Origin of the sequence: Zhongshania sp. (genome assembly GCF_047636175.1) — a bacterium.
In the GTDB taxonomy this organism is placed as follows: Bacteria; Pseudomonadota; Gammaproteobacteria; order Pseudomonadales; family Spongiibacteraceae; genus Spongiibacter.
The window spans coordinates 46,292-73,170 of sequence record NZ_JBLIKC010000015.1 but is presented as its reverse complement, the minus strand read 5'-3'; the positions used below and the strand labels follow the sequence as shown (position 1 = coordinate 73,170).

At 49.5% G+C, this 26,879-nt stretch carries 25 protein-coding genes; 7 read left to right on the top strand and 18 right to left on the bottom strand.

What is annotated here, in order from left to right; all coding sequences use genetic code 11:
• Positions 1–82: 82 nt before the first annotated feature.
• The 3 genes from ACI955_RS10595 (at position 83) to ACI955_RS10585 (ending at position 2,458) form a co-directional block, all read left to right on the top strand.
• Positions 83–1,006, top strand: a complete 924-nt coding sequence (locus ACI955_RS10595) for a metal-dependent hydrolase (protein ID WP_415243701.1) — start codon at positions 83–85, stop codon at positions 1,004–1,006.
• An 82-nt stretch (positions 1,007–1,088) separates the two neighbouring features.
• Positions 1,089–1,970 carry a metal-dependent hydrolase gene (locus ACI955_RS10590; RefSeq protein ID WP_415243700.1) on the top strand — a complete coding sequence of 294 codons (882 nt, stop codon included), beginning with the start codon at positions 1,089–1,091 and terminating at the stop codon, positions 1,968–1,970.
• A complete protein-coding gene (locus ACI955_RS10585) occupies positions 1,970–2,458 on the top strand; it encodes a hypothetical protein (RefSeq protein WP_415243699.1) in 489 nt (162 codons plus the stop codon). The genes ACI955_RS10590 and ACI955_RS10585 overlap by 1 nt, the downstream gene beginning before the upstream one ends.
• 162 nt (positions 2,459–2,620) lie before the next feature.
• On the opposite strand, the gene ACI955_RS10580 is transcribed toward ACI955_RS10585, so the two are convergent.
• Positions 2,621–6,181, bottom strand: a complete 3,561-nt coding sequence (locus ACI955_RS10580; RefSeq protein ID WP_415243698.1) for a parallel beta-helix domain-containing protein — start codon at positions 6,179–6,181, stop codon at positions 2,621–2,623.
• 422 nt (positions 6,182–6,603) lie between these two features.
• The gene (locus ACI955_RS10575) at positions 6,604–7,065 is read right to left on the bottom strand and encodes a MaoC family dehydratase (protein WP_415243697.1); all 462 of its coding nucleotides are present in this window, start codon (positions 7,063–7,065) and stop codon (positions 6,604–6,606) included.
• 315 nt (positions 7,066–7,380) lie between these two features.
• On the opposite strand from ACI955_RS10575, the gene ACI955_RS10570 reads away from it, so the two are divergent.
• Entirely contained in the window at positions 7,381–8,169 is a 789-nt protein-coding gene (locus ACI955_RS10570) for an enoyl-CoA hydratase/isomerase family protein (protein WP_415243696.1), read from the top strand.
• A 93-nt stretch (positions 8,170–8,262) separates the two neighbouring features.
• Here the strand turns inward: ACI955_RS10570 and ACI955_RS10565 are convergent, their stop codons facing one another.
• The 7 genes from ACI955_RS10565 to rfbB form a co-directional block, all read right to left on the bottom strand.
• Positions 8,263–9,114, bottom strand: a complete 852-nt coding sequence (locus tag ACI955_RS10565; RefSeq protein WP_415243695.1) for a universal stress protein — start codon at positions 9,112–9,114, stop codon at positions 8,263–8,265.
• Complete coding sequence (locus tag ACI955_RS10560; RefSeq protein ID WP_415243694.1) at positions 9,114–10,607, bottom strand: SulP family inorganic anion transporter; 1,494 nt, start codon at positions 10,605–10,607, stop codon at positions 9,114–9,116. The genes ACI955_RS10565 and ACI955_RS10560 overlap by 1 nt, the downstream gene beginning before the upstream one ends.
• 905 nt (positions 10,608–11,512) lie before the next feature.
• The gene (locus tag ACI955_RS10555; RefSeq protein WP_415243693.1) at positions 11,513–12,337 is read right to left on the bottom strand and encodes a polysaccharide pyruvyl transferase family protein; all 825 of its coding nucleotides are present in this window, start codon (positions 12,335–12,337) and stop codon (positions 11,513–11,515) included.
• A 346-nt stretch (positions 12,338–12,683) separates the two neighbouring features.
• Positions 12,684–13,601, bottom strand: coding sequence for a dTDP-4-dehydrorhamnose reductase (gene rfbD / locus ACI955_RS10550; protein ID WP_415243692.1), 918 nt, complete (start codon positions 13,599–13,601; stop codon positions 12,684–12,686).
• On the bottom strand, positions 13,598–14,137 hold the full coding sequence (rfbC, locus tag ACI955_RS10545) for a dTDP-4-dehydrorhamnose 3,5-epimerase (protein WP_415243691.1): 540 nt from the start codon (positions 14,135–14,137) through the stop codon (positions 13,598–13,600). The genes rfbD and rfbC overlap by 4 nt, the downstream gene beginning before the upstream one ends.
• 14 nt (positions 14,138–14,151) lie before the next feature.
• Entirely contained in the window at positions 14,152–15,036 is an 885-nt protein-coding gene (rfbA, locus tag ACI955_RS10540; protein ID WP_415243690.1) for a glucose-1-phosphate thymidylyltransferase RfbA, read from the bottom strand.
• A 119-nt stretch (positions 15,037–15,155) separates the two neighbouring features.
• Complete coding sequence (gene rfbB / locus ACI955_RS10535; RefSeq protein ID WP_415243689.1) at positions 15,156–16,232, bottom strand: dTDP-glucose 4,6-dehydratase; 1,077 nt, start codon at positions 16,230–16,232, stop codon at positions 15,156–15,158.
• Between the two features lie 224 nt (positions 16,233–16,456).
• On the opposite strand from rfbB, the gene ACI955_RS10530 reads away from it, so the two are divergent.
• On the top strand, positions 16,457–17,527 hold the full coding sequence (locus tag ACI955_RS10530; RefSeq protein ID WP_415243688.1) for a glycosyltransferase family 4 protein: 1,071 nt from the start codon (positions 16,457–16,459) through the stop codon (positions 17,525–17,527).
• Here the strand turns inward: ACI955_RS10530 and ACI955_RS10525 are convergent.
• From ACI955_RS10525 to lpxL, 6 genes are read right to left on the bottom strand one after another with little or no spacing between them, the layout of a single operon-like run.
• Positions 17,524–18,342: a glycosyltransferase family 25 protein gene (locus ACI955_RS10525; RefSeq protein ID WP_415243687.1), complete on the bottom strand. Its 819-nt coding sequence runs from the start codon at positions 18,340–18,342 to the stop codon at positions 17,524–17,526. The genes ACI955_RS10530 and ACI955_RS10525 overlap by 4 nt on opposite strands.
• A gap of 38 nt (positions 18,343–18,380) precedes the next feature.
• Positions 18,381–19,085 (bottom strand): YrbL family protein, encoded by a 705-nt coding sequence (locus ACI955_RS10520; RefSeq protein ID WP_415243686.1) that lies wholly within the window; start codon positions 19,083–19,085, stop codon positions 18,381–18,383.
• Positions 19,085–20,131 (bottom strand): glycosyltransferase, encoded by a 1,047-nt coding sequence (locus ACI955_RS10515; RefSeq protein ID WP_415243685.1) that lies wholly within the window; start codon positions 20,129–20,131, stop codon positions 19,085–19,087. Before ACI955_RS10515 ends, ACI955_RS10520 begins: the two co-directional genes overlap by 1 nt.
• 40 nt (positions 20,132–20,171) lie before the next feature.
• Positions 20,172–21,311, bottom strand: coding sequence for a glycosyltransferase family 4 protein (locus tag ACI955_RS10510; RefSeq protein ID WP_415243684.1), 1,140 nt, complete (start codon positions 21,309–21,311; stop codon positions 20,172–20,174).
• A 21-nt stretch (positions 21,312–21,332) separates the two neighbouring features.
• On the bottom strand, positions 21,333–22,262 hold the full coding sequence (locus ACI955_RS10505) for a mitochondrial fission ELM1 family protein (protein ID WP_415243683.1): 930 nt from the start codon (positions 22,260–22,262) through the stop codon (positions 21,333–21,335).
• Positions 22,259–23,158 carry an LpxL/LpxP family Kdo(2)-lipid IV(A) lauroyl/palmitoleoyl acyltransferase gene (gene lpxL, locus ACI955_RS10500; protein ID WP_415243682.1) on the bottom strand — a complete coding sequence of 300 codons (900 nt, stop codon included), beginning with the start codon at positions 23,156–23,158 and terminating at the stop codon, positions 22,259–22,261. Before lpxL ends, ACI955_RS10505 begins: the two co-directional genes overlap by 4 nt.
• A 292-nt stretch (positions 23,159–23,450) precedes the next feature.
• Between lpxL and ACI955_RS10495 the strand changes: the two genes are divergently transcribed.
• Positions 23,451–23,621, top strand: coding sequence for a diacylglycerol kinase (locus tag ACI955_RS10495; protein WP_415243681.1), 171 nt, complete (start codon positions 23,451–23,453; stop codon positions 23,619–23,621).
• A gap of 203 nt (positions 23,622–23,824) precedes the next feature.
• The gene (gene rpsT, locus ACI955_RS10490; protein WP_415243680.1) at positions 23,825–24,097 is read left to right on the top strand and encodes a 30S ribosomal protein S20; all 273 of its coding nucleotides are present in this window, start codon (positions 23,825–23,827) and stop codon (positions 24,095–24,097) included.
• A gap of 78 nt (positions 24,098–24,175) precedes the next feature.
• Here the strand turns inward: rpsT and proB are convergent, their stop codons facing one another.
• The 3 genes from proB to rpmA form a co-directional block, all read right to left on the bottom strand.
• A complete protein-coding gene (proB, locus tag ACI955_RS10485; RefSeq protein ID WP_415243679.1) occupies positions 24,176–25,306 on the bottom strand; it encodes a glutamate 5-kinase in 1,131 nt (376 codons plus the stop codon).
• A 12-nt stretch (positions 25,307–25,318) separates the two neighbouring features.
• Positions 25,319–26,524: an Obg family GTPase CgtA gene (cgtA, locus tag ACI955_RS10480; protein WP_415243678.1), complete on the bottom strand. Its 1,206-nt coding sequence runs from the start codon at positions 26,522–26,524 to the stop codon at positions 25,319–25,321.
• Positions 26,525–26,620: 96 nt separating this feature from the next.
• Positions 26,621–26,878 carry a 50S ribosomal protein L27 gene (gene rpmA, locus ACI955_RS10475; protein ID WP_415243677.1) on the bottom strand — a complete coding sequence of 86 codons (258 nt, stop codon included), beginning with the start codon at positions 26,876–26,878 and terminating at the stop codon, positions 26,621–26,623.
• Between the last annotated feature and the right edge of the window lies 1 nt (position 26,879).

The window sequence follows — 26,879 nt, the reverse complement described above, 5'->3', positions numbered from 1 at the left end:
CCAAGTTAGCTGATTATTAATTGAGCAAATCATTAGCTAATCACGCTGTTCACAGACTTTTCAAAAGATAGCAGGGATTAATATGAAGCAGGCCGCAGCATCGCAAAACAGTGCCCACCCCATGGATGACTTCCCGGTACGAAAATTAGAGTTCAACTTCGACAACATTGAGTTCAACGACCCTCTATGGAGCCGATCGCACCGCGATTTTTCGATGCTTATAAACGCTTTGGGAGTTCATGTCCCACATTTCGAACGTTATCTCGTTAAAACCATGATTGAAGCCAGACCAAAGATTAAGGATGAGAATCTGCAAAGCGATATGACGGCAATAATCGGACAGGAAGCTCAACATGCCAAGAATTTTCTCCACTACAACAAATGGTTGGCGAAGCGCTATCCAAAAATAGCCCAGTTAGAAAATGATGCTCAAGGTTTTTTTAATCACCGTAGCAAAATTGATTCACTAAAGCGCAAAGTGGGTTACACCGCTGGCTATGAAACCTTTACTTTTTTAGCCGGGCTGATCATTTTAGAAAACTATGATCGCTGGATGAAAGATAGCGACCCGGCCATAAAAGCACTATGGGTATGGCATCAGGTCGAGGAGATCGAACATGGTGCAGTCGCCTTTGACGTGTACAAAGCACTATACGGCGACGCCGAATGGTACCGAAAATGGATGGTACTCGCTGCACTTGCTCACATCGCCAGCGAAACAATAAAGTGCTACACCGCCATGACCATTGTCGAAGGATACTGGCGAAACCCCTTTCGCGGCATTCGCAAAATGGGATTCTGCGCTTATATGTTATCTCTGTTTTTAATTAATGCCCTGCCGGTATTTAAACGTAGCTACCACCCCCGCAATCATAAGCTTGTAAGCGGCAAAAAAAACACTATCCAAATTGCATGGCGCCGCTATGAACACGACGGTGGCGACGTGCTGTCAATAAACCGTGAAAAAATGGCAGAAATACTCGGCATAGCAAATCCTGGCGCCTGAGCGTGAACCTTGAAACGCCACAAAGGTGTGAAACCATTTTTTACAGTCGGTGCTTAATAGTACTTACCGTTTGGAGATAGCCATGACAGGGAATAGAAATACACCGCGCACATTAGTCGTCAGGCGGATGCCGTTTACCTTTGACGATGACATCAGTGTTCAGTGGAACGCCGCTCGACCTGAGTGGAGCTATATGGTGAATGGCGCATCATTAACCATGCCCTATCTGGAACCCTTTTTGATTCGAACAATGAAGAAAGCTCTGCCTCAGTTTCAAGATCCAGCACTTATCCAAGAAGTAAAAGACTATATCGGCCAAGAAGCGCAGCACTATCAGCAACATAGGAAGTTTAACGACATTATCAAAGCGAAAGGCTACGATCAAATTGAGGCATTAGAAAAACAAATGCTCGACGAGTTTTCTTACCTAGAAAAAAACAAAAGTCTCAAGTTTAACTTGGCCTACGCGGCGGGTTTCGAATCTATGGCGCTCACGCTAGGTCACTGGTTGATCAATCAAAGGGCCTATTTGTTTGGCGGATCCGACTCTAGGGTCGCCTCATTAATTCTCTGGCATTTTGTTGAAGAAATAGAGCATAAGTGCGCGGCATTCGATGCTTACCAAGCAGCCTACGGTCAATACTGGTACAGACTATATGGCACCTTCTTCGCCGCCATTCACATTATGAAGTTTAGCCGCAGGGGCTACATCATCATGATGAAAAAAGACGGCGCATGGGGAAGTATCCGCAGCCGCATAAACGTCATTAAGTACAACCTTCGTTTCTTAACGGGTATAGCGCCGAAACTACTACACTCTATGCTCCCATCTCATCACCCGACCGATATTGACGACCCACAATGGAGCAAGGAGTGGCTTAAAGTTCATAAAAGACATGATGCCGAATTGGCCCATTTAGATACTAATAATTTAATGACACCTATAGGTACGAGGTTTTCCTGATGAACAATGACATATTAAAACACCAGCGCTTTCTGGTAATTCACGGCACGCTATTACTACTGGCGGCTTTTATCATCGGATTCGGTTTTTTATTTTTCATCACCGGTGAAATCAGCCTCTGGCCGATTCCCGGCAAGATAGTCTACCAAATGCCTGGCACTTACGACGCATGGCGGATGGCGCATATGGAAGGCATCGTCAATGCTTTACTGCTGTGGCTTATTGCCGCGCTCTTGCCGGTATTTTCAAGCTTTATAAAAAACGTAAAGTGGCTGGTAATAATATCGCCAATCATCTCCTGGAGTATTGTTATTGGGGCTAGTTTTGATCCTTTATTCCCCGAAGCGCGCGGCCTAGTATTCGATGCGAGCACTAATATGATGAATGATCTTTCGTTTTTCATCTTCTATCCCGGCGTTGTGCTGTGTTTTGTATTGGTGATCGGCATCCTCGTTGCCGCTTGGAAACATTCTAAGAAAACATTTTAAGCTCACCGTTATTACTGAAATTTACTGGACTGGATTACTTATATTAAAACCTGAGTTTTGAAATGAAAAAAAAGAGGTTCTCCACAAGAGAACCCCTTTTTTATCCGCTCAGTGCTTTGGTTCAATAGCGTACTAATTCACTATTGGTAGACCCCAGACTTCTTAGATAGGCAGTGAACTGCCATCACCTCCTACGCAGTCAGCATTCTCATAACTGGCATCTATAACGGTGTTGATCCACGCATCTAGGACATCAACTGCTTCGCCGTGTTTAACACTCCTAGCGATGGGCGGCATCTGCACCGAGGTATCTACCGAGTGCACTCGGTAAGAAATAATCGAACCCTCGGAGCCAGTCGCGCCGCCGGCTGTTCCGGGCAGAATATCGTAATCACGACCACCGCCGGAGCTACCGGCCGTAATGGGCTCCTTGCAGATACCGTGGCTGAGGTTGACCTTTCGGAATACATCAAAATACAAACCAGTGCTTTGTGCTTGACCCTTGCGATTGTGGCAGTGGGCGCAGTTAACTTCCAACCAGGCGCGAGCTCGGTACTCAAGATTAGCGTCACTAATCGCTGCCACGCGCTCGGCTTCTGCAGAGCTTATCTGGTAGCTGTCGCCGGGCACATTAAAGCGCGGTAAGCGATTTGCATTGGTCGCGATCTGCTTGCTGTCCAGTGCCAAGATTGGCGCGCCACTGAGTTTGCCCATGTCAATAAGATGCTGCAGCTGATTCTCCGGGCCGTTGCCGTAATCAAAGCCACGATTCAAATTGCGCACTTTAGGACCGATTGGCGCATCACCAGCTTGACGGTCTTCATTGTTATGACAGTTACCACACTGATTCGGAGTGGGAATGGCGTAGCGGTCGGTGCTGCCTACGTAGGTAGCAGTAACATCGGGGTCGGTATCGTCGTAATCCCAACTCACGGCTTTAGAACCACCAGCGAGAGCGATATCGGCGTCGCTGCGGTCTTCGCGCCAGACATAGGACATACCTTCCCAGAATGAGCTATCGCCTTGGCCTGCGCGATGAATCAGCAAGCGGGTTTCAACAAGGTTTTCATCCTCGGCGTTGCGGTCGCGAAAGGCGAAGGTTTTGGCGATGACGGTGCCCACTGGAAAATCTAAAGTCGCGTTTGGTACATTGATATTACCCTCTGCCCATTCGGCGGACTCGCCAGGTGGCAGGAATAACACCCGGTACTTTACTGAGTAGTCAGAGAACAGAGGCGTGACTAAGTCGTAAATCACGCCATCTTCACGGAAACCACTGCGGGGATCAGTTTGATCGGCAAACAAATTGTAGTGGGATAATTTACTGCAATTGAAAGCCAGTGCATCTCGATTAACTGCGGTGCCAGAGTCACTTTCACAAATGGCGGCAACTTCTGCGGCCGAGGGCGGTTGGTCGGCGCTGCTGCCGGGAATATACGGCTGCACAACCGCTGGATTTAAATGCGGCAATTGTTCGCCAAAACGGGTCACACAGTCGTGAGCGGCCAGATCAGTTTGAGGCGCGGTGTCGAGCTCCATACCATCAAAGTTCATGAAAGTGCGGCTATCCGGGGAGAAGGTGTTGCCGTACTCGTCACTTTGGTCAATACATAGCCAGTAATCGGGATGTCTGCGCTTTGGATCAGCGGCGTTGTCTGGCTCGGCAAATTTATAGCGGTTGTAGCGACATTCTGGCTGACTCTGACCGTTGTAATCGGGTTTGCCGTCGGCGTCTAGCGGCGCGCCGGCGAAGTCGGTGCACTGCACGCCGTCAGCGCTATTTACAGCTTCGTCGTAGTAGCCGTCCCAAATAATATGCGCGCCCTGCCCAATATAGGGGTCCTGTGCTTGCAAGCTTCGAAGTTGCACCAAAACCGGTAAGAGCGAGTCGTGACCATCATCAATACCAGTCGGTATACACGGAATGCCGGTATTGCCACCAGTGCCGTCCGCGCAAATCAGTACGCCTTCTTCGGGTAACTGAGGCAGGGTGCCATTGGTGGTGAAGATATTACTGTGAATATGGATGCCTTCTGGATACAGGTCCATGCGTTTATCAGAGTTATTGGTGTTGCCATCTATCAACTCATGGCTCGCGCTGACAAAACCCAAGGTACGGTTAAACTCCACCACATTATTAAAGAATTCGACTTTGTCGTAACCCAGTTGCAGCAAACCAGTGCCCTGCGGCACAGCGCTTACCACCCCGCCGGGCGCGAAGTTGGCCAAATTATTGTAGCCGGCATAGTTATTGAAAATACGGGTCTGTTCGCCGTATTGATTCAAACCGGGCAGATCAAAGACCAAGAAACCGGCTGTATTACAATGGGCGACGTTGTCGTGCATATCAGCGCGGTCGCTGTTTTCAATCTCATAGCCAGCCACGTTGAACAGAGCTTCGCTATTTTTGACAATAATGTCGTTGGACTGACCAACGTAAATACCGGCGTCTGACGCGCCCAGCGATACTACATTGTCCAGCAGTACATTATTAGACAACACCGGGTATATGGCGTAGCCACCGTTAGAGCTGTCGATGGTGTAGTTGCGCGGCAAGCCGTTGGCATCGGTATACAAACCTGTTGCCAACGGGAACGCAATTGGCAAGCCATTGAGGCGCGGGGCGGGAACATTCTCCGGACGCGCAAAGCTGTCTGGCCACGGGTGCTCGCAGGTGACCTCTAAGGTTGAAGGGATTTTGGGGTCCATGCCACCGCGATCAGTGCCGCCGCTTGACCACATGGCGCGCAAATTACGCAGCGTGACGAAATTCGAATGTGAGACCTTTACCGAGAAGCCGGGAGTATCAAGCACTGTCATTTCTTCAATAGTAATGCCAGTCATATGACTCATTGAAATGCCTTCCGGCGATTTCGACTGAGCGAAGTCAAAAATGGTTTCAGCCATACCCTGACCTTTCAGGGTGATACCCTGCTTATGAGCCATGTCTAAGGTGGTGGTGAATTCAAAAACGCCGTCACTAAACTCTATGGTATCGCCCGCTTTGGCAGCAAAGAGTGCCGTTAAGGTGGCGACTTGCTCCTGAGTCTGATCTTCATTGGGCGCTGATGCAGGGCTGTTATCGTCGGCGATATACCAAATATTACAGTCGCCATCGAAACTACCGTCACTGATATCTTGACTGCTACAAGCCAATTCAATTTCAGCGATGCGACGAGCTATTAACGCGCGGGAATCGCCATTGGCACTGCGGGCAAAGTCGGCCAGTGCAGAGCCGTCAAACTCACCGTCTGTCGCTTCAAATTCACTGGCGCTAAAGCTTAAACCAGCGGCTGCATCGCGAACGGTTGAGGATATCTGAATGCCGTTATCCGGATCTTTATCTTCATCTAAGGTAAGCAAAAAGCGCGACAAATTTATCGCCGCTTGTTCGCTAGACTGTATATTCATCGGGGTAATGAATTCTGCCGCTAGGCTTTTGCCCAAGGTAATACCGCCAATGGCGAACCGGATGATATCGCCGCTAAAGTATTTGAAGCCGCCATCGCTAGCCGTAAGGAGAACGCTATCAGAACCTTGGATTTGGTATTGTGCGCCGCTAATTGGGCCGCCAATAAAATAACCGCTTGACTCGGTAGCTTCTGATGGCGGATTGGAGGAGGACCCGCCGCCGTCAAAAGAGCTTGAAGAACCGCCGCCGCAGGCGCTTAGCGCAGTGATCAATAGGACAGCCAATATACGAGTAGAATTTAAATAGATCACGCGAGAATTCCCCAATTATAGACCGGAACTACCGGTCGTTGAATCTAAGCATTTGACTCAAATTCAAAGTCTTACGGAACTGAAGCCATACTTTTCCGTTTGAGCCGTCACCTAAATGCAGGTGTGCTGCAGATGCTTAAATTAATTATTCTTATATGCTTTTAACGTGCCACTTTACCCACATTGCATTATCTGTGTTGCGTGAAAAATTACACTAAAGACAATTTAAACCAAGCTACTTGGCAGCATGGTACGCAGAACAACCTTATCAGTCGGTATATTTCGCGGTTTACTCATCATCGGTACTGGGGCACACCGCGACTCATGGGCCAAACTTAAGTAAATTTATTGTAAATGCACCGGCCGCTCAATAAATGCACCACTTTGCGACTCTAATATAGTGCGCGCGACGAGCCGCAGACTCAAGCCACCATTTGCACACTGATCCATTCGGCAACCAAAGCAGGCTTGGCCTCACCTTCAATTTCAATGGTGACCTCAGTATTCATGCGGAAGTTACCGGGCTTTATTTCATCAATCGCTAGTATTTTTGCTTTGGCTCTAATACGACTACCGACCTTTACAGGGGCAAGAAAACGCACTTTGTCAAAGCCATAGTTAATACCCATATAGACACCATTGATAACAACACTGTACTGCTCTGAAAAATACGACAGCATCGACAAGCTCAAAAAACCATGTGCTATCGTGGTTCCAAAAGGGGTCTCTTTTGCGCGCACTGGATCGACATGAATAAACTGATGATCCATGGTGCAATCGGCAAACCTATTTATTCTATCTTGATCCATTGCTAGCCATTCGGTGGCCTCAGTTTCAAATCCAATATAGTCCGATATATTCTGCTTATCAATTAATGTCGTCACCCGGCATCCCCTTCATTATTGTTAATAATCTCAGCCAAGCAATATCATATAAGTTGGCGTCGGGATCAACTAAACTCGTCGAACACACATCAATACAAGCCACGTCATAATTTAGAAAATAGGCTGTGACCTGCCGCTTATCTTGCTAGAAACCACTCTTAAACTAGTGAAGATATGCCAACAATATAGCGATATGCTCAGTAGAAATTAATGTATATCGTCTATTCTATTCATTATTTAGACAGCACCACTATAATCACCGCACGCAGCAATAGCGACTACCAAGGCTCAACTCGAATATTTTAAGGACAGAGCATGAACGATAAGATCATTCAATATCATTTGAGCGACAAAGGCATCGCCACCGTGACATTAAACCAACCGCTAATCCACAACGCCTTTGACGACGCCGTCATTGCGGCGCTAACCGCCGTCTTTAAACAAGTTGGCGAAGATCCAGCGGTGCGCGTTATGGTTCTGGCTGCAAACGGCAAAAGTTTTTGCGCGGGTGGCGATTTAAATTGGATGCGCCGGATGGCGACCTATACCTTTAAAGAGAATTTGCGTGACTCGACCTTGCTCGCGGAAATGCTACGCACTCTTAATTACCTACCCAAACCCACTATAGCTAGAGTACAAGGTGCGGCTTACGGCGGCGGCGTGGGCTTGGTCGCCTGCTGTGATATGGCCGTAGCGTCAACCGATGCTGCGTTTTGCCTAAGCGAAGTAAAAGTAGGCCTGATTCCCGCGACTATTGGCCCTTATGTCGTCCGCGCCATTGGCCAGCGCGCATCACGCCGCTACTTCACCACCGCTGAGTTAATCACCGCAGAAAAAGCACATACTTTGGGTTTGATATCAGAACTGGTCGCAAGCGATGAGTTGGACAGCTGTATTGCCGCTATTACTAAGCAATTACTCCGCAATGGCCCACGCAGCATAGGGGAAGCCAAGCGCTTGGTCTTGGATGTTGCTGACGGCGAAATTAATGCAGACATGATTGCCGACACCAGCCAGCGGATTGCTGAAACCCGCGGTTCCGAAGAGGGCCGCGAAGGCTTGTCTGCGTTTTTAGAAAAACGTAAGCCTAACTGGATTCAGTAGTAACAAAAAATGGCGTACTCAATTGAGCACGCCATTTTTAACAACTGAGCTTACATGACACTGCTAGGTCCCCAGCTTTTTAAAAAACTGACCTTAACGTAGCAATAGTAACGGTCGCTTAGTTTTGTGAAGCATTTTTGCGGTAAAACTACCCAACAACATATCTCGCAAAGGGTGATGGCTATAAGCACCCATGACGGTCAGACCAATATCGTTTTCAGCTTGATACTGACAGAGCTGCTCATCACTTTTACCTTTTGGCAAATTAACAAGTTCATAATTAACATCCGCCGCCTGCAACACGGTTGCCGCCTCATTCAATACCGTGGTCGCTGTTGACTCATCACCAACATAGACCAAATGGCAGGGAATGCCTTTAAATACCGAACTTGAAGCCACCATATCTAAGGCTTTTCGAGACGCATCGTGACCATCGTAAGCCAGCATAATTTTCTTGGGTTCTGAAAACTCAGTATTCACAACTAAAACGGGTTTATGCAAGGCGCGAATGACGGTTTCCAAGTGCGCGCCCAACTTTCCTTCCCGATGCTCTTCACCGCGAACGCCCATCACCAATACCCGGATATCTTCCTCTTGCTCTACAAGTGACTCTTGCAAGCTACCATGCTGCTGCAAGGCTTCCACCTCAGCCACGCCCGCTTGCGCCACCCGCTGAGATGCAGCATCGAGCATCAACTTACCTTTCTGCATCAATAGACGATTGCGCTGCTGCTCTATTTCGATCAGCTCCTTTAGCAACTCTTCCTGACTACCAAGCCCAATACTGCCGCTTAAATCTGCAACAGCGGCCTGTGGGCGATGCTCAATATTATGCAGCAACTTCAAAGGCGCTCCGCTTCTAAGCGAAATCCAAGCAGCATAGTCACAGACTGCAGTAGTCAAACTTGCTCCATCAATACATGCCAATACATAATTATTATTCATTAGTGGCCTCCCAAGACTTTTTCAATTTCTTCTGGTTTGTCGTGAACGCCGAAACGATCAACTATGGTTTCACTGGCCTCGTTCAAATCAATCAACTCGACCTCAGCACCTTCACGCCGAAATTTCATAACGACCTTATCTAAAGCGCCAACGGCAGAGATATCCCAAAAATGCGCACGGCTTAAATCAATAACCACCTTCTCTACGACTTCTTTAAAATCGAAGCCGGCGTTAAATCGCTCCGCAGAGTTGAAAAACACCTGCCCCACCACACGATAGGTCCGAGTGTTGCCATCTTCACTAAGATCTTTACCGATATACATAAAGTGGCTGACTTTGTTGGCAAAAAACAGAGCACCTAGCAATACACCAACAAACACGCCATAGGCTAGGTTGTGCGTCCACACCACCACCGCCACGGTAGCCAGCATAATAATGTTAGCCGACAGCGGGTTGGTTTTTAGTCCGGTAACAGAAGCCCAATTAAAGGTTCCTATGGAGACCATAATCATTACTGCCACCAATGCCGCCATGGGGATCAACGACACCCAGTCACTGAGAAACACCACCATGGTCAACAACATCACACCGGCAATCAGTGTAGATAAGCGGCCACGACCACCGGATTTAATATTAATAACCGACTGGCCAATCATCGCACAACCAGCCATACCGCCAAGTAAGCCAGAAAACACATTGGCTATGCCCTGACCTTTACACTCGCGATTTTTGTCACTGCCGGTATCAGTCAGGTCGTCGACGATAGTGGCCGTCATCAATGACTCCAACAAACCTACTATGGCTAAAGCGGCAGCATAGGGAAAAATAATGCTCAGCGTTTCAAAATTTAAGGGCACATCTGGCCACAGGAATATCGGCAGGGTATCGGGTAGTGCGCCCATATCTCCAACCGTGCGAATATCCAGGCCCATCAGCAAACTAAAAGCGGTCAGGCTAAGGATACAAACCAGTGGTGAGGGAATGATTTTTCCGACTACAGGTAATAATGGAAACAGATAGATAACACCCAGGCCCGCTGCAGTCATGGCGTAAACATGCCAGGTCACATTCGTTAATTCAGGCAGTTGAGCCATAAAAATCAAAATAGCCAAGGCATTCACAAAACCAGTGACAACAGAGCGAGAGACAAAGCTCATTAACTGCCCCAGCTTGAGATAACCGGCAATAATCTGCAAAAACCCCGTTAACAGCGTGGCCGCTAACAAATACTGCAAGCCATGTTCCTTCACCAGCAACACCATCAATAGCGCCATGGCGCCGGTTGCCGCTGAGATCATACCAGGACGGCCACCCACCACCGCTGTCACTACCGCTATGCAAAACGAAGCGTAGAGACCAACTTTGGGATCGACCCCAGCGATAATAGAGAAGGCGATAGCCTCTGGAATCAATGCCAAGGCGACAACTAAGCCGGCTAAAATATCGCCTCGGACATTACCGAACCAATCTTCTTTTTTCGAAACTAATAACATACCGAGATTTACCATATTAAAAGAGCGAGGCCGCTAAGGAATTACAGCGGATTTAACCACAGTGATCACCGCAGCTAAGTTGAACGCAAAAGCGAGATTATACCCTGTTTAACAATCCCTCGCTTTCAGCAATATCAAGAGCACCTTTAAGCTAGGTAAGACAGATACTAGATGACGCCGACTTAACTAGTCCTATATGTGTTCTCAAAAACTGACAGCTCCTATGGTAAATCAGCCACCTAGGACTAGCTTAGACAGACACTGACCTCTGCGCGCACCCGTGATCGAGCAGGCTAGACCACTCACTTAGCAAATCCATACAGTCGCCTAAAACGACCCTCCACAAGAATCACCCGTCAATAGATCGGAATCTGACAGACAATTACACACCACCACTGCCAGATAAATCACCACCGAGGATATCCAAGCTTTCGGGTTTTAAAACAGTCGGCGAAAAGCCAGAGACTCAGCAGACCACGCCCCCTATAAAGGCAGATCCGATCGCAAAATTTAGCCAAAAATTAAAAAGGCTAGCGTGATATGGACAATAAATTCTTTTTTATATTTTGATTCACTGCCTCTCAGAAGACCTGAACCAGCTCAGCGCTGCGCGCCTGACCCAAAATAAGTAAGTCTAATTTTTTTTGTAATTCTGCGTAAAGATAAAAAGTACATGAATGTTTTCACTGAATGACGAACAGGAATAATAAAAGCTGAGCAAGCCACCCCCCACACTCTCCAAACCAAAAAACTAAATTACCTTAAAAACACTAGTACAACCTATCTCTATTTCAAAACAAACGGAATCGTGACATCAACAAACATGGGGCAGCCTTACTACGAAAGGCAAGACACCAGCTATTGCCACAAAGGCCCTAGCGCCGGCACATCTAAAGTAGCGCTCATCAAACACTCACCTTTAAAGAGGGCGGAAAACTTCGCAGCAATCCATCTTGAAGAAAGCGCAAGCGCTCCATCCCTACACGGGACGATTCAAACTGGTCATCAACATCTTTTTTACTTATTATTCCACTTAACAAATCATGCTTTGATATTTTCTGAAAAGAAACATCTAACACCGAAAAATAATCTTTAAACTTATAATTCCCGCCCAAAATAACAACATCACCCACATCGACCCAAACAACCGGCGTTTGATAACTGTGTGCTACAATCAGAGGATGCATAGCACTAGTGATGACCCCTTTGGCACTGGCTATTTTTTTTAAGATAAAGTGGACGTCCTGTGATAAATCACAAACCTCAACCTTCTCACCTAATAATTCTTCAATCTTACCAACCCAATCAGCACACTCTTTATCATGTAAATGCGGGGTAACCAAATATTTTCCGACTGCCTTTTCCTTAGGATAAGGAAAAAGTTTACTGCATAGCAGTGCCGGATCGCCTAGGGGTATATTCGATTTTAAGTCGAACCGACCATATGACAACTCACCCCTCAAAGCACAAACAATCAGGTTGTTTTCAGAAACCTTCGCCCCATCTTGAATAATGCCCGTACCCCAAACATACGTGGGCTTAAACATCCGAAAAAACGCCCGCCTTAGCTTTGTCCTCTGAACTTTGCCAAGAAGGCTTCCGGTCGAAATCATATCCGCCTTGTATGCTTTCTCATGAACAACTTCCTGCCCAGAAACTTTGGCGACAATATCCTTGGAAAGAATATCTCCAAAATTATTACCGCCTTTCATGTAATATAATTTAATCACAAAAATCTCTCAAAACCACTCGCAGCGCTAAAGCATACACAAAAAAATAAGCCTTACAATTCCTTAGCACCCAGACAAACACTAGAGTTTCGCTGGCAAATAATGGAAAACTAGCGACACACCCTAATAACCAAAAGATAAAACTCCGAAAAGTAAAACTCGTTTAAACATATAAAATCATAGAATGCCTTTACCCCTCTACGCCAACACTCTCCGGCAGACCAAGAAAGCTTATCAAGCCTCAATATCCACACAAAATCAAGGAGCGCGAACCTGCTGAAAAACAAATCTGAGCCATTCTCACCGTCTTTTTAACCCGTGCCAAACAACCATAATTGGGGACATATCATAGATACCGAGCTATAACGTCTTTTTGCACCAGCCTCCACTCACTTGCATTCACACCAAATTCATCAGCAATTTTAGTCATATTCAACACTGAATATGCTGGTCGCTTTACAGCGGTAGGATAGGCATCGGTAGCAATCGCATTTAGTATCGGCATTCTCGCCAGCGCACCAATACGATGGGCTTCCTCAAATATTGCCGCAGCAAAGCCATGCCAACTTACCGCTTCATCGCCTGCATAGTGATAAACCCCATAGGGGGCTTGCGCCCCACTTTTGTCTTGCTCTGCCGCGTGTATTTGCTGGGCGATACTAATCAGGGCCTTAGCGATATCGCCCGCGTAAGTAGGGCAACCAAATTGATCTGCTACAACACCCAAGGTGTCGCACTCTTTTGCTAAGCGCAGCATAGTCTTGAGGAAGTTATTACCGTACTCACTAAAGACCCAAGCCGTGCGTAATATAATGTGTTTCGAGCAGTGACGCTGCACCGCGATCTCGCCATTGAGCTTGGTGTGTCCGTACACCCCGCTAGGGTTGGTTTGGTCGGTTTCGACGTAGGGTGTTTGACTATTGCCGTCAAATACATAGTCAGTAGACACATGCAGCAAGGGAATATCAAAGCGACTGCACAACTTAGCCAGCGCCGCAGGGCCGTCTTCGTTAATCCGTTTCGCCAACTCAGGCTCGGATTCAGCTTTGTCTACGGCGGTATAGGCAGCCGCGTTAATAATGGCGGTAACGCCTTTATCGGCAACGATTTTTTCCAAAACCACGGTGTCGTTAATGTCTGCGTCTTGTCGGCTTAGTAGCGTATGGGCTATTCCCTGGGTTTTAAGCTCATCAGCCAAACATTGACCCAATTGGCCGCTGGCACCGGTAAGGAGCAGATGCATATCATTATTGATTTGGCTCATACTTCAAATAACTCGGCAAAGGTCGGGGCTTTGCTGTCTTTGTCTGACAGGGTGGGCTTATCCAAGGGCCAGGTAATCGCCATGGCGGGATCATTCCAAACCAGACTGCCTTCGTCGCTAGGGTCGCAATAGTCGGTACACTTATATTCAAAATCAGCGGTATCACTGAGCACCACAAAGCCATGGGCAAAACCCGGCGGCACCCAGAACTGGCGTTTATTTTCTTCAGAGAGAATCACGCCTTCCCACAGCCCAAAGCTTGGTGAGCCCTGACGAATGTCAACTGCAACATCATAGACTTCACCACTCACTACCCGCACTAATTTACCCTGCGGCCTGGTCTTTTGGAAGTGCAGTCCGCGCAGTACACTTTTGGCGGAGCGGGAGTGGTTATCTTGCACAAAAGGCAGCGTTATTCCAGCCTCCTCGCGATAGCGGTCGGCCTGAAAGGTTTCTAAGAAAAAACCGCGATGATCACCGAACACGTTGGGTTCTATAATCACACAATCTTTGAGTTTGGTTGGGATAACGTTCATTCTTTGCCTTTATATTATTTGTAGCCAGCGGCAACACGCAGCAGATATTGACCGTAACCGGTTTTCTTCAGAAGCTCGCCTTGTTGTATCAATTCATCGGCGCTCACCCAGCCCTGACGATAAGCAATCTCCTCTAAACACGCCACCTTCAAGCCCTGCCGATGCTCAACGGTTTGTACAAATTGGCCCGCATCGATCAAAGAATCGTGGGTGCCAGTGTCCAGCCATGCAAAGCCCCTGCCCAGCACTTCTACGTTTAGGTCGCCACGATTGAGGTAGGCGAGATTGATATCGGTGATTTCTAGCTCGCCACGGGGACTGGGTTTAATGCTACGAGCGATCTCAATTACGTCATTATCGTAAAAGTACAGACCCGTTACCGCATAAGCGGACTTTGGTTTAGCCGGCTTTTCTTCAATGCTGATCGCTTTACCACCCTCGTCAAACTCAACCACGCCAAAGCGCTCGGGGTCGGTGACGTGGTAACCAAACACGGTGGCACCCGTGTCTTTGGAAACGGCGCTTTTGAGATTATCTGAGAAATGCTGGCCATAGAAGATGTTGTCACCCAAGACCAAGCTGACATTATCGTTACCGATAAAATCTGCACCTATGGTAAAGGCCTGCGCCAGTCCATCTGGGCTAGGCTGTTCTTCGTAGCAAATATTAATACCGAACCTACTACCATCGCCTAATAGGCGCTGAAAGCCGGGCAAATCAGTTGGCGTAGAGATAACCAAAATATCCCGAATACCTGACAACATCAGTACTGACAAGGGATAGTAAATCATCGGCTTGTCGTAGATCGGCAGCAACTGCTTGGAGCAACCTATAGTAATCGGGTGCAGCCGAATACTGGAGCCACCTGCGAGGATGATGCCTTTGTATTTCTTGCTCATTACCTATCCCTAAAACTCATTTAACTTGCCTAATATTTTTATTGTATGACCGCATTCGCTTCGCTCATTTAGATACCCGATCGGGGTCGGGTATGACGTACTTTTTACATCACCTGTTTCTATTCGTCCGCTGCGCCAATCCGATCCAATCTGTAATCCCCAGATAGTACCCGCTCCGACCATTGTGGATTATCGAGATACCATTGTACGGTTTTACGCATACCCGACTCAAAGGTTTCCTGCGGCGTCCAGCCCAGCTCGCGCTGTATCTTGCTGGCGTCGATGGCATAGCGAGCGTCGTGGCCGGGGCGGTCTTTAACAAAGGTGATTAATTCTTTAAAGCCGTTACCACTGGCGCGAGAATTCTCATTGCCCGTCGCCAACTCTTCTAATAATTCGCAGATGGTGTGTACGACGTCGAGATTGCGCTTCTCATTGTGGCCGCCGATATTATAGGTCTCGCCCAACTTACCTTCAGTAACCACTTTACACAGGGCGCGAGCGTGGTCTTCTACATACAGCCAATCACGAATTTGACTACCATCGCCATACACGGGCAAGGGCTTACCCTGAAGGGCATTCAAAATAATGTGCGGCACCAGCTTTTCGGGAAAATGAAAGGGACCATAGTTATTTGAGCAGTTAGTGATGATAACAGGCAAACTAAAGGTGTGCCCCCATGCGCGCACCAAGTGATCCGACCCAGCCTTGCTCGCTGAATAGGGCGAGCTAGGTGCGTAGGGTGTCGTCTCGGTAAAAAGTTTTGTTGTGCCTTCAAGATCGCCATAGACCTCATCGGTAGAAATATGGTGAAAGCGAAACTGTTCGCGCCTTGGCTCCTCCAGCCCCTGCCAGTAATGTCGCGCCTCTTCCAGCATCGCGTAGGTGCCCACAATATTGGTTTGAATAAACGCACCCGGCTCTTCAATCGAGCGGTCGACATGACTCTCGGCCGCCAGATGCATCACCACATCGGGCTGGAACTGTGCAAACAGCGCCGCCACCGCCGCCGCATCGCAGATATCGGTTTGCGAAAACTGATAGCGCGGATTGTCAAACGCCCCTGACAGCGAATCAAGATTGCCGGCATAGGTAAGTACGTCAATATTAAGAATCTGGCAATCTGCATCCGCTAGCAAATGGCGAACCACGGCGCTGCCAATAAACCCCGCACCGCCTGTTACTATTACTTTCATTTACACACACCTTAGATTGGCAATCGCGGCACCGCGAAAATTCATATTTTCCGACAGCCCATACAAACCTGTCCATATAGTTCGCCATAGCATCCAATAAACATGGCCACTGCAGTGGCAGTAATTGATTTACAGGCGCCGAGCAACTACTGGCAGCAAAACTCGGAATAAGCTAGTCTGCCGCACTATTGCCAGCCAAATATTATCTACAAAAGGTCAAGCAAATGCGCATTCTTAACGCCATGTTTAGCACTGGACTGGGCGGGATTGAACAATCCTTTGCCGACTACTGCCTGGCACTCGCAACATGTGGACATCGCGTGAGTGCGATCACGCAACATGGTGCAGCGGTTAACGCCTCGCTGCCGGCGGGCATTCACCACTACCCAATCAGCAATCGTGGTCAATGGGACCCACTGGCTAAACGACGCGTCGCAGCCACACTAAAAAATGAGCGCCCCGATGTTATTATTGCCCACGGTAATCGCGCCATGTCCCTCATGACACCTGCAAAAGAGCTGGGCATTCCAGTAGTCGGCGTGGCTCATAACTACAAGCTTAAACATATACCGCTATGCGACGCCGCTTTTACTGTATCGGAAGATTTACGCATGCAAATTATCGATAAGCATATTTTTGCGCCAGAGCTGTGCTTTAAAATTCCCAATATGCTGCATCTGGATATCGCCTCGGTGCCGAAATCGGCCTATCGACAACCCATAAAGATTGCCACCATGGGTCGCTTCGTCCACAAAAAAGGCTTTCATATTTTTCTCGAAGCGCTGGCACTACTCAAACAAGACGGCATCGCTTTTAACGCCAGCATTGGCGGTGAGGGCGAAGAAAAAACCAAGCTCACCGCCCTCTGTCGAAGCTTAGAACTGGACGACCAAGTCAATTTTTGTGGTTGGGTGGCGGATAAATCGTCGTTCTTTAACGAACACGATATTTTTTGCCTACCGTCTCTACACGAACCCTTTGGCATTGTATTACTGGAAGCCTTTGCCCACCGGATTCCGGTGGTTTCATCAAACAGCGAGGGGCCTTCCGAGATCGCCGAAAACCTTCACGACTGCATATTTACCGACAAGACCTCCGCATCATCGCTGAAAGACGGACTAAAATTACTAATCAACACCCCGGAGCTAGCTCGCAAGCTCACCGACAACGCATGCGATACACTGCAGGAAAACTACCGCTCAGAAGCTGTTGCAAAAAAAATTGAAGATGCATTGCAAGATATTGCCACGAAGTACCGTGGTCAGCAAAAATCAGTGGCTACAACCGGGAACTAACGCATTCGTTTCGTGCGCCCAGGCCTCTCGTTAGCGATTTTTGCTGGCGAAAAGTCACTACGGTGACTCAGCCAGTAATAGTGACGACGTAGGCTAAACCAGAGTTTTACCGGGTGATAACAAAGGCGCTGTAATAGTGTTGGCCCGGCAACACCGGCCGTCGCCTCTTTTGCAATACTGGTCTCATGCTCCAGCTCGTAAACAGTGTGCGGCTCCACGCCGTAGAGAGCGAGATCAAACAACCAAAAGTGATCAAATACTTTATCTACGGGCTCGTATATCGTTTGCGCGTGAGTGATAAATTTTTTCATCCCAACCCGGTTCAGTAAATATGCTTGGGCACCCACCGCACCGCGCACTGGCCGCGTCAGCACATACCCGCTGCTAGCTAGCTCAGCCAACACCTTACGCGGCCTTAGCCGGAGCTCCATATAGCGCAGCATCTCGACACCCTCTAGCTGCAGGCTTGCCCGCAACACCTCACCAAAACCCTCCTCCAGCACCACATCATCTTCGAATACGCAGAGATGCTCGCAACCACGCTCATAGGCCTCACACACCACCCGCAAATGAGATAAATAGCAACCCAACTCGCTAGAGGTAAGTAGCTTGCCGTGGCGAATCATCGCCAAATTATTATTAAAGCACTCACCTCTTAATAACGCCGGCATAGCTTTCCGGCCATCTACCGCGGCAAAAATTTCGGCATCAACGCCTTGGGCCCGCAGCGATTCAAGTACGACCTGCGTGTGATCAGCTTGCGGATGCAGGCTGATCACACGACAACAAAGCGTTAAATCATCAGTACTCAACATCTTTCTCCTTTCATTAACATTGTCCGCGTAGACTGAAGCTAACTGGGCACATCGCGGCCCTTGTGGAATAAAAACCCATGCATACCCGGCCCCCGCCCGTGTTCGCGGTCAGCCAATAACTCGGCAATTCGCTGGCATAAATTTTCCACCTTTCTACGAGCCTTGGCGACCTGATAGGATTTTGGCATCCAGTGTGCGGGCACAATCCCCGAGCTGCCCATGCCGTCGATTACCACCAGACGACGAATCGAGGCCTCGCCGTCTTCTGCTACATTTCGCTGCACCACCACATTGTGTAGTATCAAATCCCGCGATGGTAATGAGTAATCCAACCAATGTTCGCACAGCTGAGCCACCGCCGCGCGGCTATTATCAGTGTAGCCATATTCCCACAGGTATTGCTTGAGGGACACCGAGATGTCGCCATTGCTGTCGCGAACCAACTCCGAACACAGGCCTGCGCCCATATCGGTATCAACGTAACCATAGCAGCGGCTGACATGGGCAAATATATAGTCGTCGTAGTAACGCACAAAATTTTGCATCACCTTGTACTCATCAAGGTTGTCGTCAAAGCTAGATAGAGGTTTTAAATTTTTTGGAAAGCCCTTACTCGCCCGTCGCTGTGCGACAGTAAAATCTGGGCGGCGAATCTTCACACACTGAGCGGAATCGTCTGGATGCACATAGCACCACCGGTTTCCACCGGCGGCAAAGGGTTCAAGAGGCTTCAGTAAAAGCATTATTTATCGCTACCGTCAGGATTAATATTTTGCGCCCAGACATAGTCGTGGCTAAAAGGCTGCATCGTCGCGGCTTCAATAATATAACTAGCATAGAGCGCCGAGGTGAATTCACGCTGAAAAAACTCCCGCGCCCGTCCAGCCCAGTCTCGTCTCTTATCATCGTCGTGATGAAACTCTCTTATCTTCGCGACCAAGTCTTGGGCATCATCAAAATACACCAGAGTTTCAGCAGGAATAAACTCATCAAAACGGCCACTGCTATGAGCAAATTGCAACACGCCATTGCCGCCCAGCTGCGCCATACGGTCAGAGGTATACCAGTCATCGCCCTCTTGGCGATTCAAATTCAAGGCCATGCGGGTTTCCGATAAGGCGCGGTCGTAGTCCTTACCCCATATCGGCGCCTCGCCAAAGCTGCCGTAGGTTTTAAAATTCATCTCGCCGTCGACGGCATCTTTAATTGTTTTTACCACTTCCAGTCGCTCGGTGAAGTTGGTGGCATTACTGCAAAACAGTAGATCAATAGGCAGCTCACTCTTAACTTTCGCAGAGTTATCCAGCACCTCGACTGCCGGCTCAACCGGATTGGGGATATAGTAGAGCCGCGCACCCCGGCTCTCATAGCGACGCAGATCTCGCAGGCCGGTGGTTACAAACACCGCATCAACCACGGTCGCATAGGCGGCAATACGGTCGCTATTACTAGGCACAAAAAGGGGGTCACAGTTGCAGTGCACCACCACACAATGGGGCGCCCGCTGCTTAATAATGCGTATTGATTCCAGCGAAATAATATCAGAGTGGCCGATAATAATAAGATCGGGGTCCAGCCCCGCAGCGGCTTCCAAAAAGCGCTTATCCGCTTTCTTTTTACCCAGCTCACGAATGCCGAGTGGCGCTTCGAAAGCCGCTACATCGCGGTCGCTAAATGAGCGGACATAATGGTTGTTACGAATTAAGCCGTAGCGCATTTTTTCAGCCCAGCTTATGCGATTTACGCCGTAGCTGCGCAAGCGATCGTAGTCAACGTGGAGAATCTTCATAGCGGCCTTCTCATCATTTTCGGCTTACCCGCCGGTATAGTTATTCAGCCAACAGCTTTTCGTAAACCGCCAGTGTGCTCGCCGTCTGGCTTGCTAAGTAGTAACTTTCCGGCAGTGAAATAGCGTTCTCCGCCGCAATAAGATCGGCGACGCGGGCTGCGAAAGCCACAACATCATCTGCCGGCACCAAGCCCTGAGGAAAGCCTGCATTTAAGGATTCGCTGGCGCCGCCGCGATCATAGGCAACCACCGGGGTGCCGCTTGCCAGCGACTCAGGCACGGTGCGGCCAAAGGGCTCTTCCTTGTTAGACATATGGCAGGTGATTGCCGCCAAGCTATAAAATGCCGCTATATCACTGCGATGCCCAACAAAAGAAACCTGCTGACTCAAACCCAACTCAACCTGCTTATCCAATAACTCGTCCAAATAATGCTGCTTACCAGGTTCGGCATCGCCAACAACAACTCCGTGGCAGTCGTCGCGCAGCTGCACCAGCCGCGCCATCATATCCAAAAATGCCTTTTGCCCCTTCCAACGCGTTAAGCGCCCCGGCATCAATATAATATGCTTGCCGCGCATCAAGGGATATTTTGCATACAACTCATTCTGCCATTCTTTGCTGCAGCTATTATCGTTAAATGCCGAGGGATCGAGGCCTCGCGGAATCAAGGTCACACGAGTATTTTCAATATTATAATTATCCTGCATATAGCGTTGCACACAATTTGAAATTGCAATGCAGTGTTCCGCTCTTGCCATCACCGCGCTGTAGCCGTTCACCGAATACATTCCGTGAAAAGTACTCACTAGCTTTGGCCGACTTGCTGGATCCATTTTTCGCCACGCCAGCCATACAATCCAAGCCGGCATACGCGAGCGAACGTGGACGATATCGGCATCGAGAGACGCAAGCAACTGACGCATTGGCCGCACTTGGAAAACAGATACCAGCGACTTGCGATGCACAGGCATAACAATATGAAGACTACCCTCAGCCACCAGCGACTCCACCATGCGACCGCCAAATGAAATTACCACGGAGGTATGACCGCCACGCACCAACTCGCGCGCTAGCTCTACCGCACCGCGCTCTACTCCACCAGAGTTCAAGGCAGGTAGCACCTGTACTATCTTAAGCGGCCTTGCCATATCGGCTTTTATGCTCTCTATATCAGGCATATATTTTCCAAATACAAATAATTAAAGATGACTGCGATCAAGCTTACCGCGGTCAATTTGCAGCCACCAATCTGCCACTCTATCGGCCTCCCACAAGGGGCGTTCGGCAGGTGGCAGCGGCTTTGTTAAATCGGCGTTCACAAATGCGGTCGCAAGCCCACTGGTCGCGAGTTGCGCCATACTTTTTGTCACCCGAGATTCACGTAGCGGCTCCAAATCCAGCAAGCCCGTCGGTGCACCTGAGCTCACGCTCTCATACACCATAGAAACACTGTCACAACTTACCCAGACCTGGCCGACCGCAGATAAAACTTTCGGTAACCACCCAGATCCAGTCTCTGAGTAAGGCAGTGTTTTCACATTCGCTAGCGCTAAATTCGCCAACTCTTTTAACAAGCCCGCCGGCGTTCGCGGCGAGTCCGACACCAGCCACTCCGTATTGGGTGATGAGGACGCAATACGCCTCAACTGATGGATAATCACGGCATTATCCCAGCAAAAGTGGGTGTTTATGCCGCCCAATAAGATCAGGCCTTGATGCTGATTGCGCCCCTCATAGCTGGGGATAATATGATTAATGACGCCGTGTGTACCGAGCACCGCATGCCGCTTGGGTGGCGAGTCGTGATACGGCATACACACGACATCAAACATCCATAGAGGCAGTGACGGCCGCATCAGCAAAAACGCTTTGGCCCCCATTACCCACTTACACCACAGCATTGGCAAGTGGGTTTCACTGCCCGCGGCAATCACCCAATCGGCCTTTTCCTGCGCATCAAACTGCCGCAGCATACCCCGGCGCCCCGCGTAAGAAAACGGCTGCACAGATAGATCGAGCCAATGTAACTCTACGTTGGCTTTTTTCTGCACGCGACCGATAAACCCTCGCAATTGGTTTAGATGGCCCAAGCGACCATCGGTAATAATCCAAATGCGGCGAGCAGTCATTCGTAAAACCCAGCATCGCCATCCGGCCTAGTCTTAAAGCGGCGATGCACCCACATGTATTGCTCCGGTACAGCACGAATATTTTCTTCAAGAATCGCATTAACAGCACGCGCATCCGCGACCGGGTCGCCACTGGGAAAATTATCCATCGGTATTATTTCAACTCGGTAGCGCCGACCGCTATCCAAACGCTGCTGATTGACATAAACCACCCTCGCCCGGCCGCCTTTGGCTAAGGTGCTGGTACCGATGGTCGTCGCCGTGGGTATCCCAAAAAACGCCACAAACTCTGCCGACTTGCGACCATAATCCTGATCGGGCAAATAATATAGGCGCCGCCCCTCACGAAGACGCTTCAGCGCACGCTTTATATCGCGCCGGTGTATTGGCTCGCCATAACGGCCGCGAGCACGGCTGAGAATATACTCGAATACGGGATTTTTATGCTTACGATAAAATGAATCGACGGAATACTGCAGACCAATCAAGGCACCCGACACATCGAGCGTAGTAAAATGAGTGCCAATAATAATAATGCCGGGATCGCCTTCCGCAACCTCAAGGTGCTCCCTGCCCAAGAACTCAAATTCCACGCCTAGCTTGTCAGGGGCAATAAACCATACGCGCAGCGTTTCCATCAGCCCCACGCCCTGATTGCGCATGGTCTTTTTTACTAATACCGTGTGCTCGACATCGCTCAGCTCAGGGAAACATAGCCGCAAATTTGTCTCACAGATATGACGACGGTCTTTGGCGAACAAGCAAAATACATTACCTATTCCCGCACCCAGCGCATAGCTAAGTGCCTGCGGCAAATGCGCAAGCACCCAAAGCAAACCCACGCTGCACCAGGCAGGCCAATGACGGGGGTGAAGCAGCTGTTTCTCAATTGCCATTAGATTGCATTACACTATTACTATAATTTAAATGCTGGTGCCGTGATGAATGCTGCACGGCGGAACGTGCAGTATTGTACACTGTTTGCCACATGCGGTTAGCTGGGTGGCTGGTGCTTCATCCATCACCGCCGGCTTAATAACGATAACCAGAAGCTGTGACAGAAGAAATCAATAATCTCATGGAGGTGCATAAACCGGGCCCCACCGGTCCAGCGCACACTCTGGACGCTTACAAATACTCGTTCAAGGGCCTGCATGGCGCTGCGAAGAAGCCTTTCGCCAAGAAAGCATGCTCGCACTTATCACACCCGCCGCCATATGGCTGGGGACCAACGCCAGCCAATACTCAATGTTAATTATCACCGCGGTTGTGGTCATCATCGCAGAACTTATCAATTCGGCAATTGAGGCGGTAGTCGACCGTATTGGCACATCCCACTTCCTTATCCTGCGAAGCTGAGGACATCGGCCCTGCCGGCGTTATGCCAAAGCCTGCTTATCTGCGCCAACTACCTGACAATGATTACTGCCGAGTGCTTCCAATAAATTGACTATCGCCGAATAATAATCACAATGAGCGACCTACCCGCTTGACAATGGCCCGCCAAACGGGAATAATTCCCGGCCTAAATTTTCAGTGCTAGGTTTCAAGGAGTTATAAGGGTGGCGAATTCTCCACAAGCTAAAAAACGCGCGCGCCAGGCGGAAAAACGTCGTACGCACAACGCCAGTCTGCGCTCCATGGTTCGCACATACTTGAAGAAAGTTGTGACTGCCATTGATTCAGGCGATCAACAAGCGGCAAACACCGCATTCGTTGCTGCCGTACCCGTTCTTGATCGCATGGCCGATAAAGGCATCGTGACAAAGAACAAAGCTGCTCGACATAAGAGCCGCCTAAACAGCAAAATCAAAGCAATGGGCGTAGCCGCTTAATTTAGTGCTTTAATTTTGCCGTATAAAAAAACCCGCTCACGGCGGGTTTTTTTATTACTGTGGCTTTTCAGCTATCACTCAACCACTCAGCACCAAATTATCGCGATGGATTAGCTCCGGCTCACCAACAAACCCAAGCAGCTCTGCAATTTTACCACTGGGCATGCCCTGCAAACGCCTTGCGTCATCAGCGCAGTAATTAACCAGGCCCCGCGCCACCTCATTACCCCGCTCATCTACGCACTTAACAAGGTCGCCACGCGAAAACTGACCTGTAACCGCCACTACCCCCACGGGTAACAAGCTGCGACCCTGCTGCCGCAATACACGCGCCGCGCCATCATCTATTTGCACCGTACCGCGAAGCTGCAGCTGCCCTGCCAGCCACTTCTTGCGGGCCGCGATAGGCGGCTCCTTTGAGAGCAAGAGCGTACCCAAGTCTTCAGCCGCAAAGATTCGATCCAAAACTCGATCTTCTCGACCGCCAACAATAACGGTATTGGCACCGGAGCGAGACGCTAATCGTGCAGCACGCAACTTAGTCAACATGCCCCCACGACCAAGAAGTCCAGCGCCACCAGCCACCATGACATCAAGAGAGCGATCCTCTACCGAGGCCTCAGAAATTAATTTTGCACCGGGATTTGAACGGGGATCCTCTTCAAACAACCCGCGCTGATCAGTCAAAATAACCAGCGTGTCCGCATCAATTAAATTAGCAACCAGGGCGGCAAGCGTGTCGTTATCACCAAAGCGGATTTCGTCAGTAACCACGGTGTCGTTTTCGTTCACCACCGGCACCACACCCAATTCAAGCAAGGTGAGCAAAGTACCGCGCGCGTTCAGATAGCGATCTCGCGCCGAAATATCATCATGCCCCAGCAGTATCTGAGCAGTCTGCAAACCATGGGTACGGAACCGAGTCTCATAAGCATGCACCAAGCCCATTTGGCCAACTGCTGCCGCCGCCTGCAACTTATGCAAATCATCAGGACGCTCACGCCAACCAAGACGGTTCATACCCTCAGCAACCGCACCAGAGGAGACCAGCACAACCTCACGGCCCGACGCCCTGAGCGCAGCTAACTGCCCCACCCACGCATCTAAACCCTCAGCGTAAAGACCGAGCCCGTCATTAGTTAACAGGGCCGAGCCAATCTTTACCACTATTCGTTTACTGGCCTTTAGCCCCCGCCTATTCTCAGACAAGATCAACTCACCTCAAGGTCGATAGACCACTTCAACATCATGATCATCATCTTCTTCATCGTCATCGTAGTCTTCTGCATCGTCGGCTGCGCGACGCTCAGAGCGGCGCTGATCGGCCAAGGCCTGAATACGGTCGCGGGCCTCACTCTGCATCGCATCCTGAATATCGCGCTCGCGATCAGCCGCGTCGCTATCAGTGGCCAGTAAAGCCTGCTGCCCCTCAACAAACTGCAAGACATCTCGGCATAAGGCCTTGGTATTCTCACCTGTTAACGCTGACACCCTGTAAACCGGCCCAGTCCACCCCAAAGCATCCACCACCTCCTGGCAGCGCGCGGCACGCTCGTCCTTTGGCAGCATATCCAATTTATTTAACACCAACCAGCGTTCACGGCGCGCCAGAGTCGGACTAAAGCGCGACAGCTCCTTAGAGATAATGGCAACCGATTCCTGAGGCGTGACACCGTCGTAAGGCACCATATCAACCAAGTGCAGCAATAAGCGGGTACGCGTTAAATGCTTGAGAAAGCGAATCCCCAAGCCCGCGCCGTCTGATGCGCCCTCCACCAAGCCAGGAATGTCAGCCAACACAAAACTACGATACTGCTCCACGCGCACCACACCCAAATTGGGCACCAAGGTGGTAAACGGGTAGTCCGCAACTTTTGGCTTGGCCGCGGACACCGCGCGAATAAAAGTGGACTTGCCGGCATTGGGCATACCCAATAAACCCACATCTGCCAACACCTTCAACTCTAAGCGCAAGTTACGGACTTCGCCGTCACTGCCACGGGTAAACTGCCGCGGAGAGCGATTGGTGCTAGACTTGAAGCGAGTATTCCCCAGGCCATGGAAACCACCCTGAACAACCCTGAGAGTGTCATCCGCAGCAACCAAATCCCCTAGCACCTCCTGGGTGTCTTCATCGATAACAGTGGTACCCACCGGCACATCCAATATTAAGTCTTCAGCACTCCTGCCACGGCAATTCGCACCGCGACCAGCCTCACCAACACGCGCGTTGTAGGCCTTAACAAAGCGGAAATCAACCAAGGTGTTCATCGATGCTTCGGCCCGCAGAATGACGCTGCCGCCGTCACCACCGTCACCACCATCCGGACCACCCCAGGGTATATATTTTTCGCGACGGAAACTCATGCAGCCATTGCCGCCTCGCCCCGCCTCAACCCGGATTACCGCCTCATCAACAAACTTCATGATTATGCCAACCTAAAAAGGAATATACTTAAAACTTATCTACAGAAACAAAAAAGCCCCGTCAATAGACGAGGCTTTAAACGTCACGAAAAAGGCTTAGGCCGCAACAATACGAATGTATTTGCGACTCTTTGGACCTTTCACTTCAAACTGTACCACACCGTCTGCCTTAGCAAACAAAGTGTGATCGGTGCCACAACCTACGTTTTCACCAGCGTGAAAGCGTGTGCCGCGCTGACGAACAATAATGCTGCCCGCACTAACAGTTTGACCACCAAAACGTTTTACACCTAGACGCTTACTCTGCGAGTCGCGTCCGTTACGAGTACTACCACCAGCTTTCTTGTGAGCCATG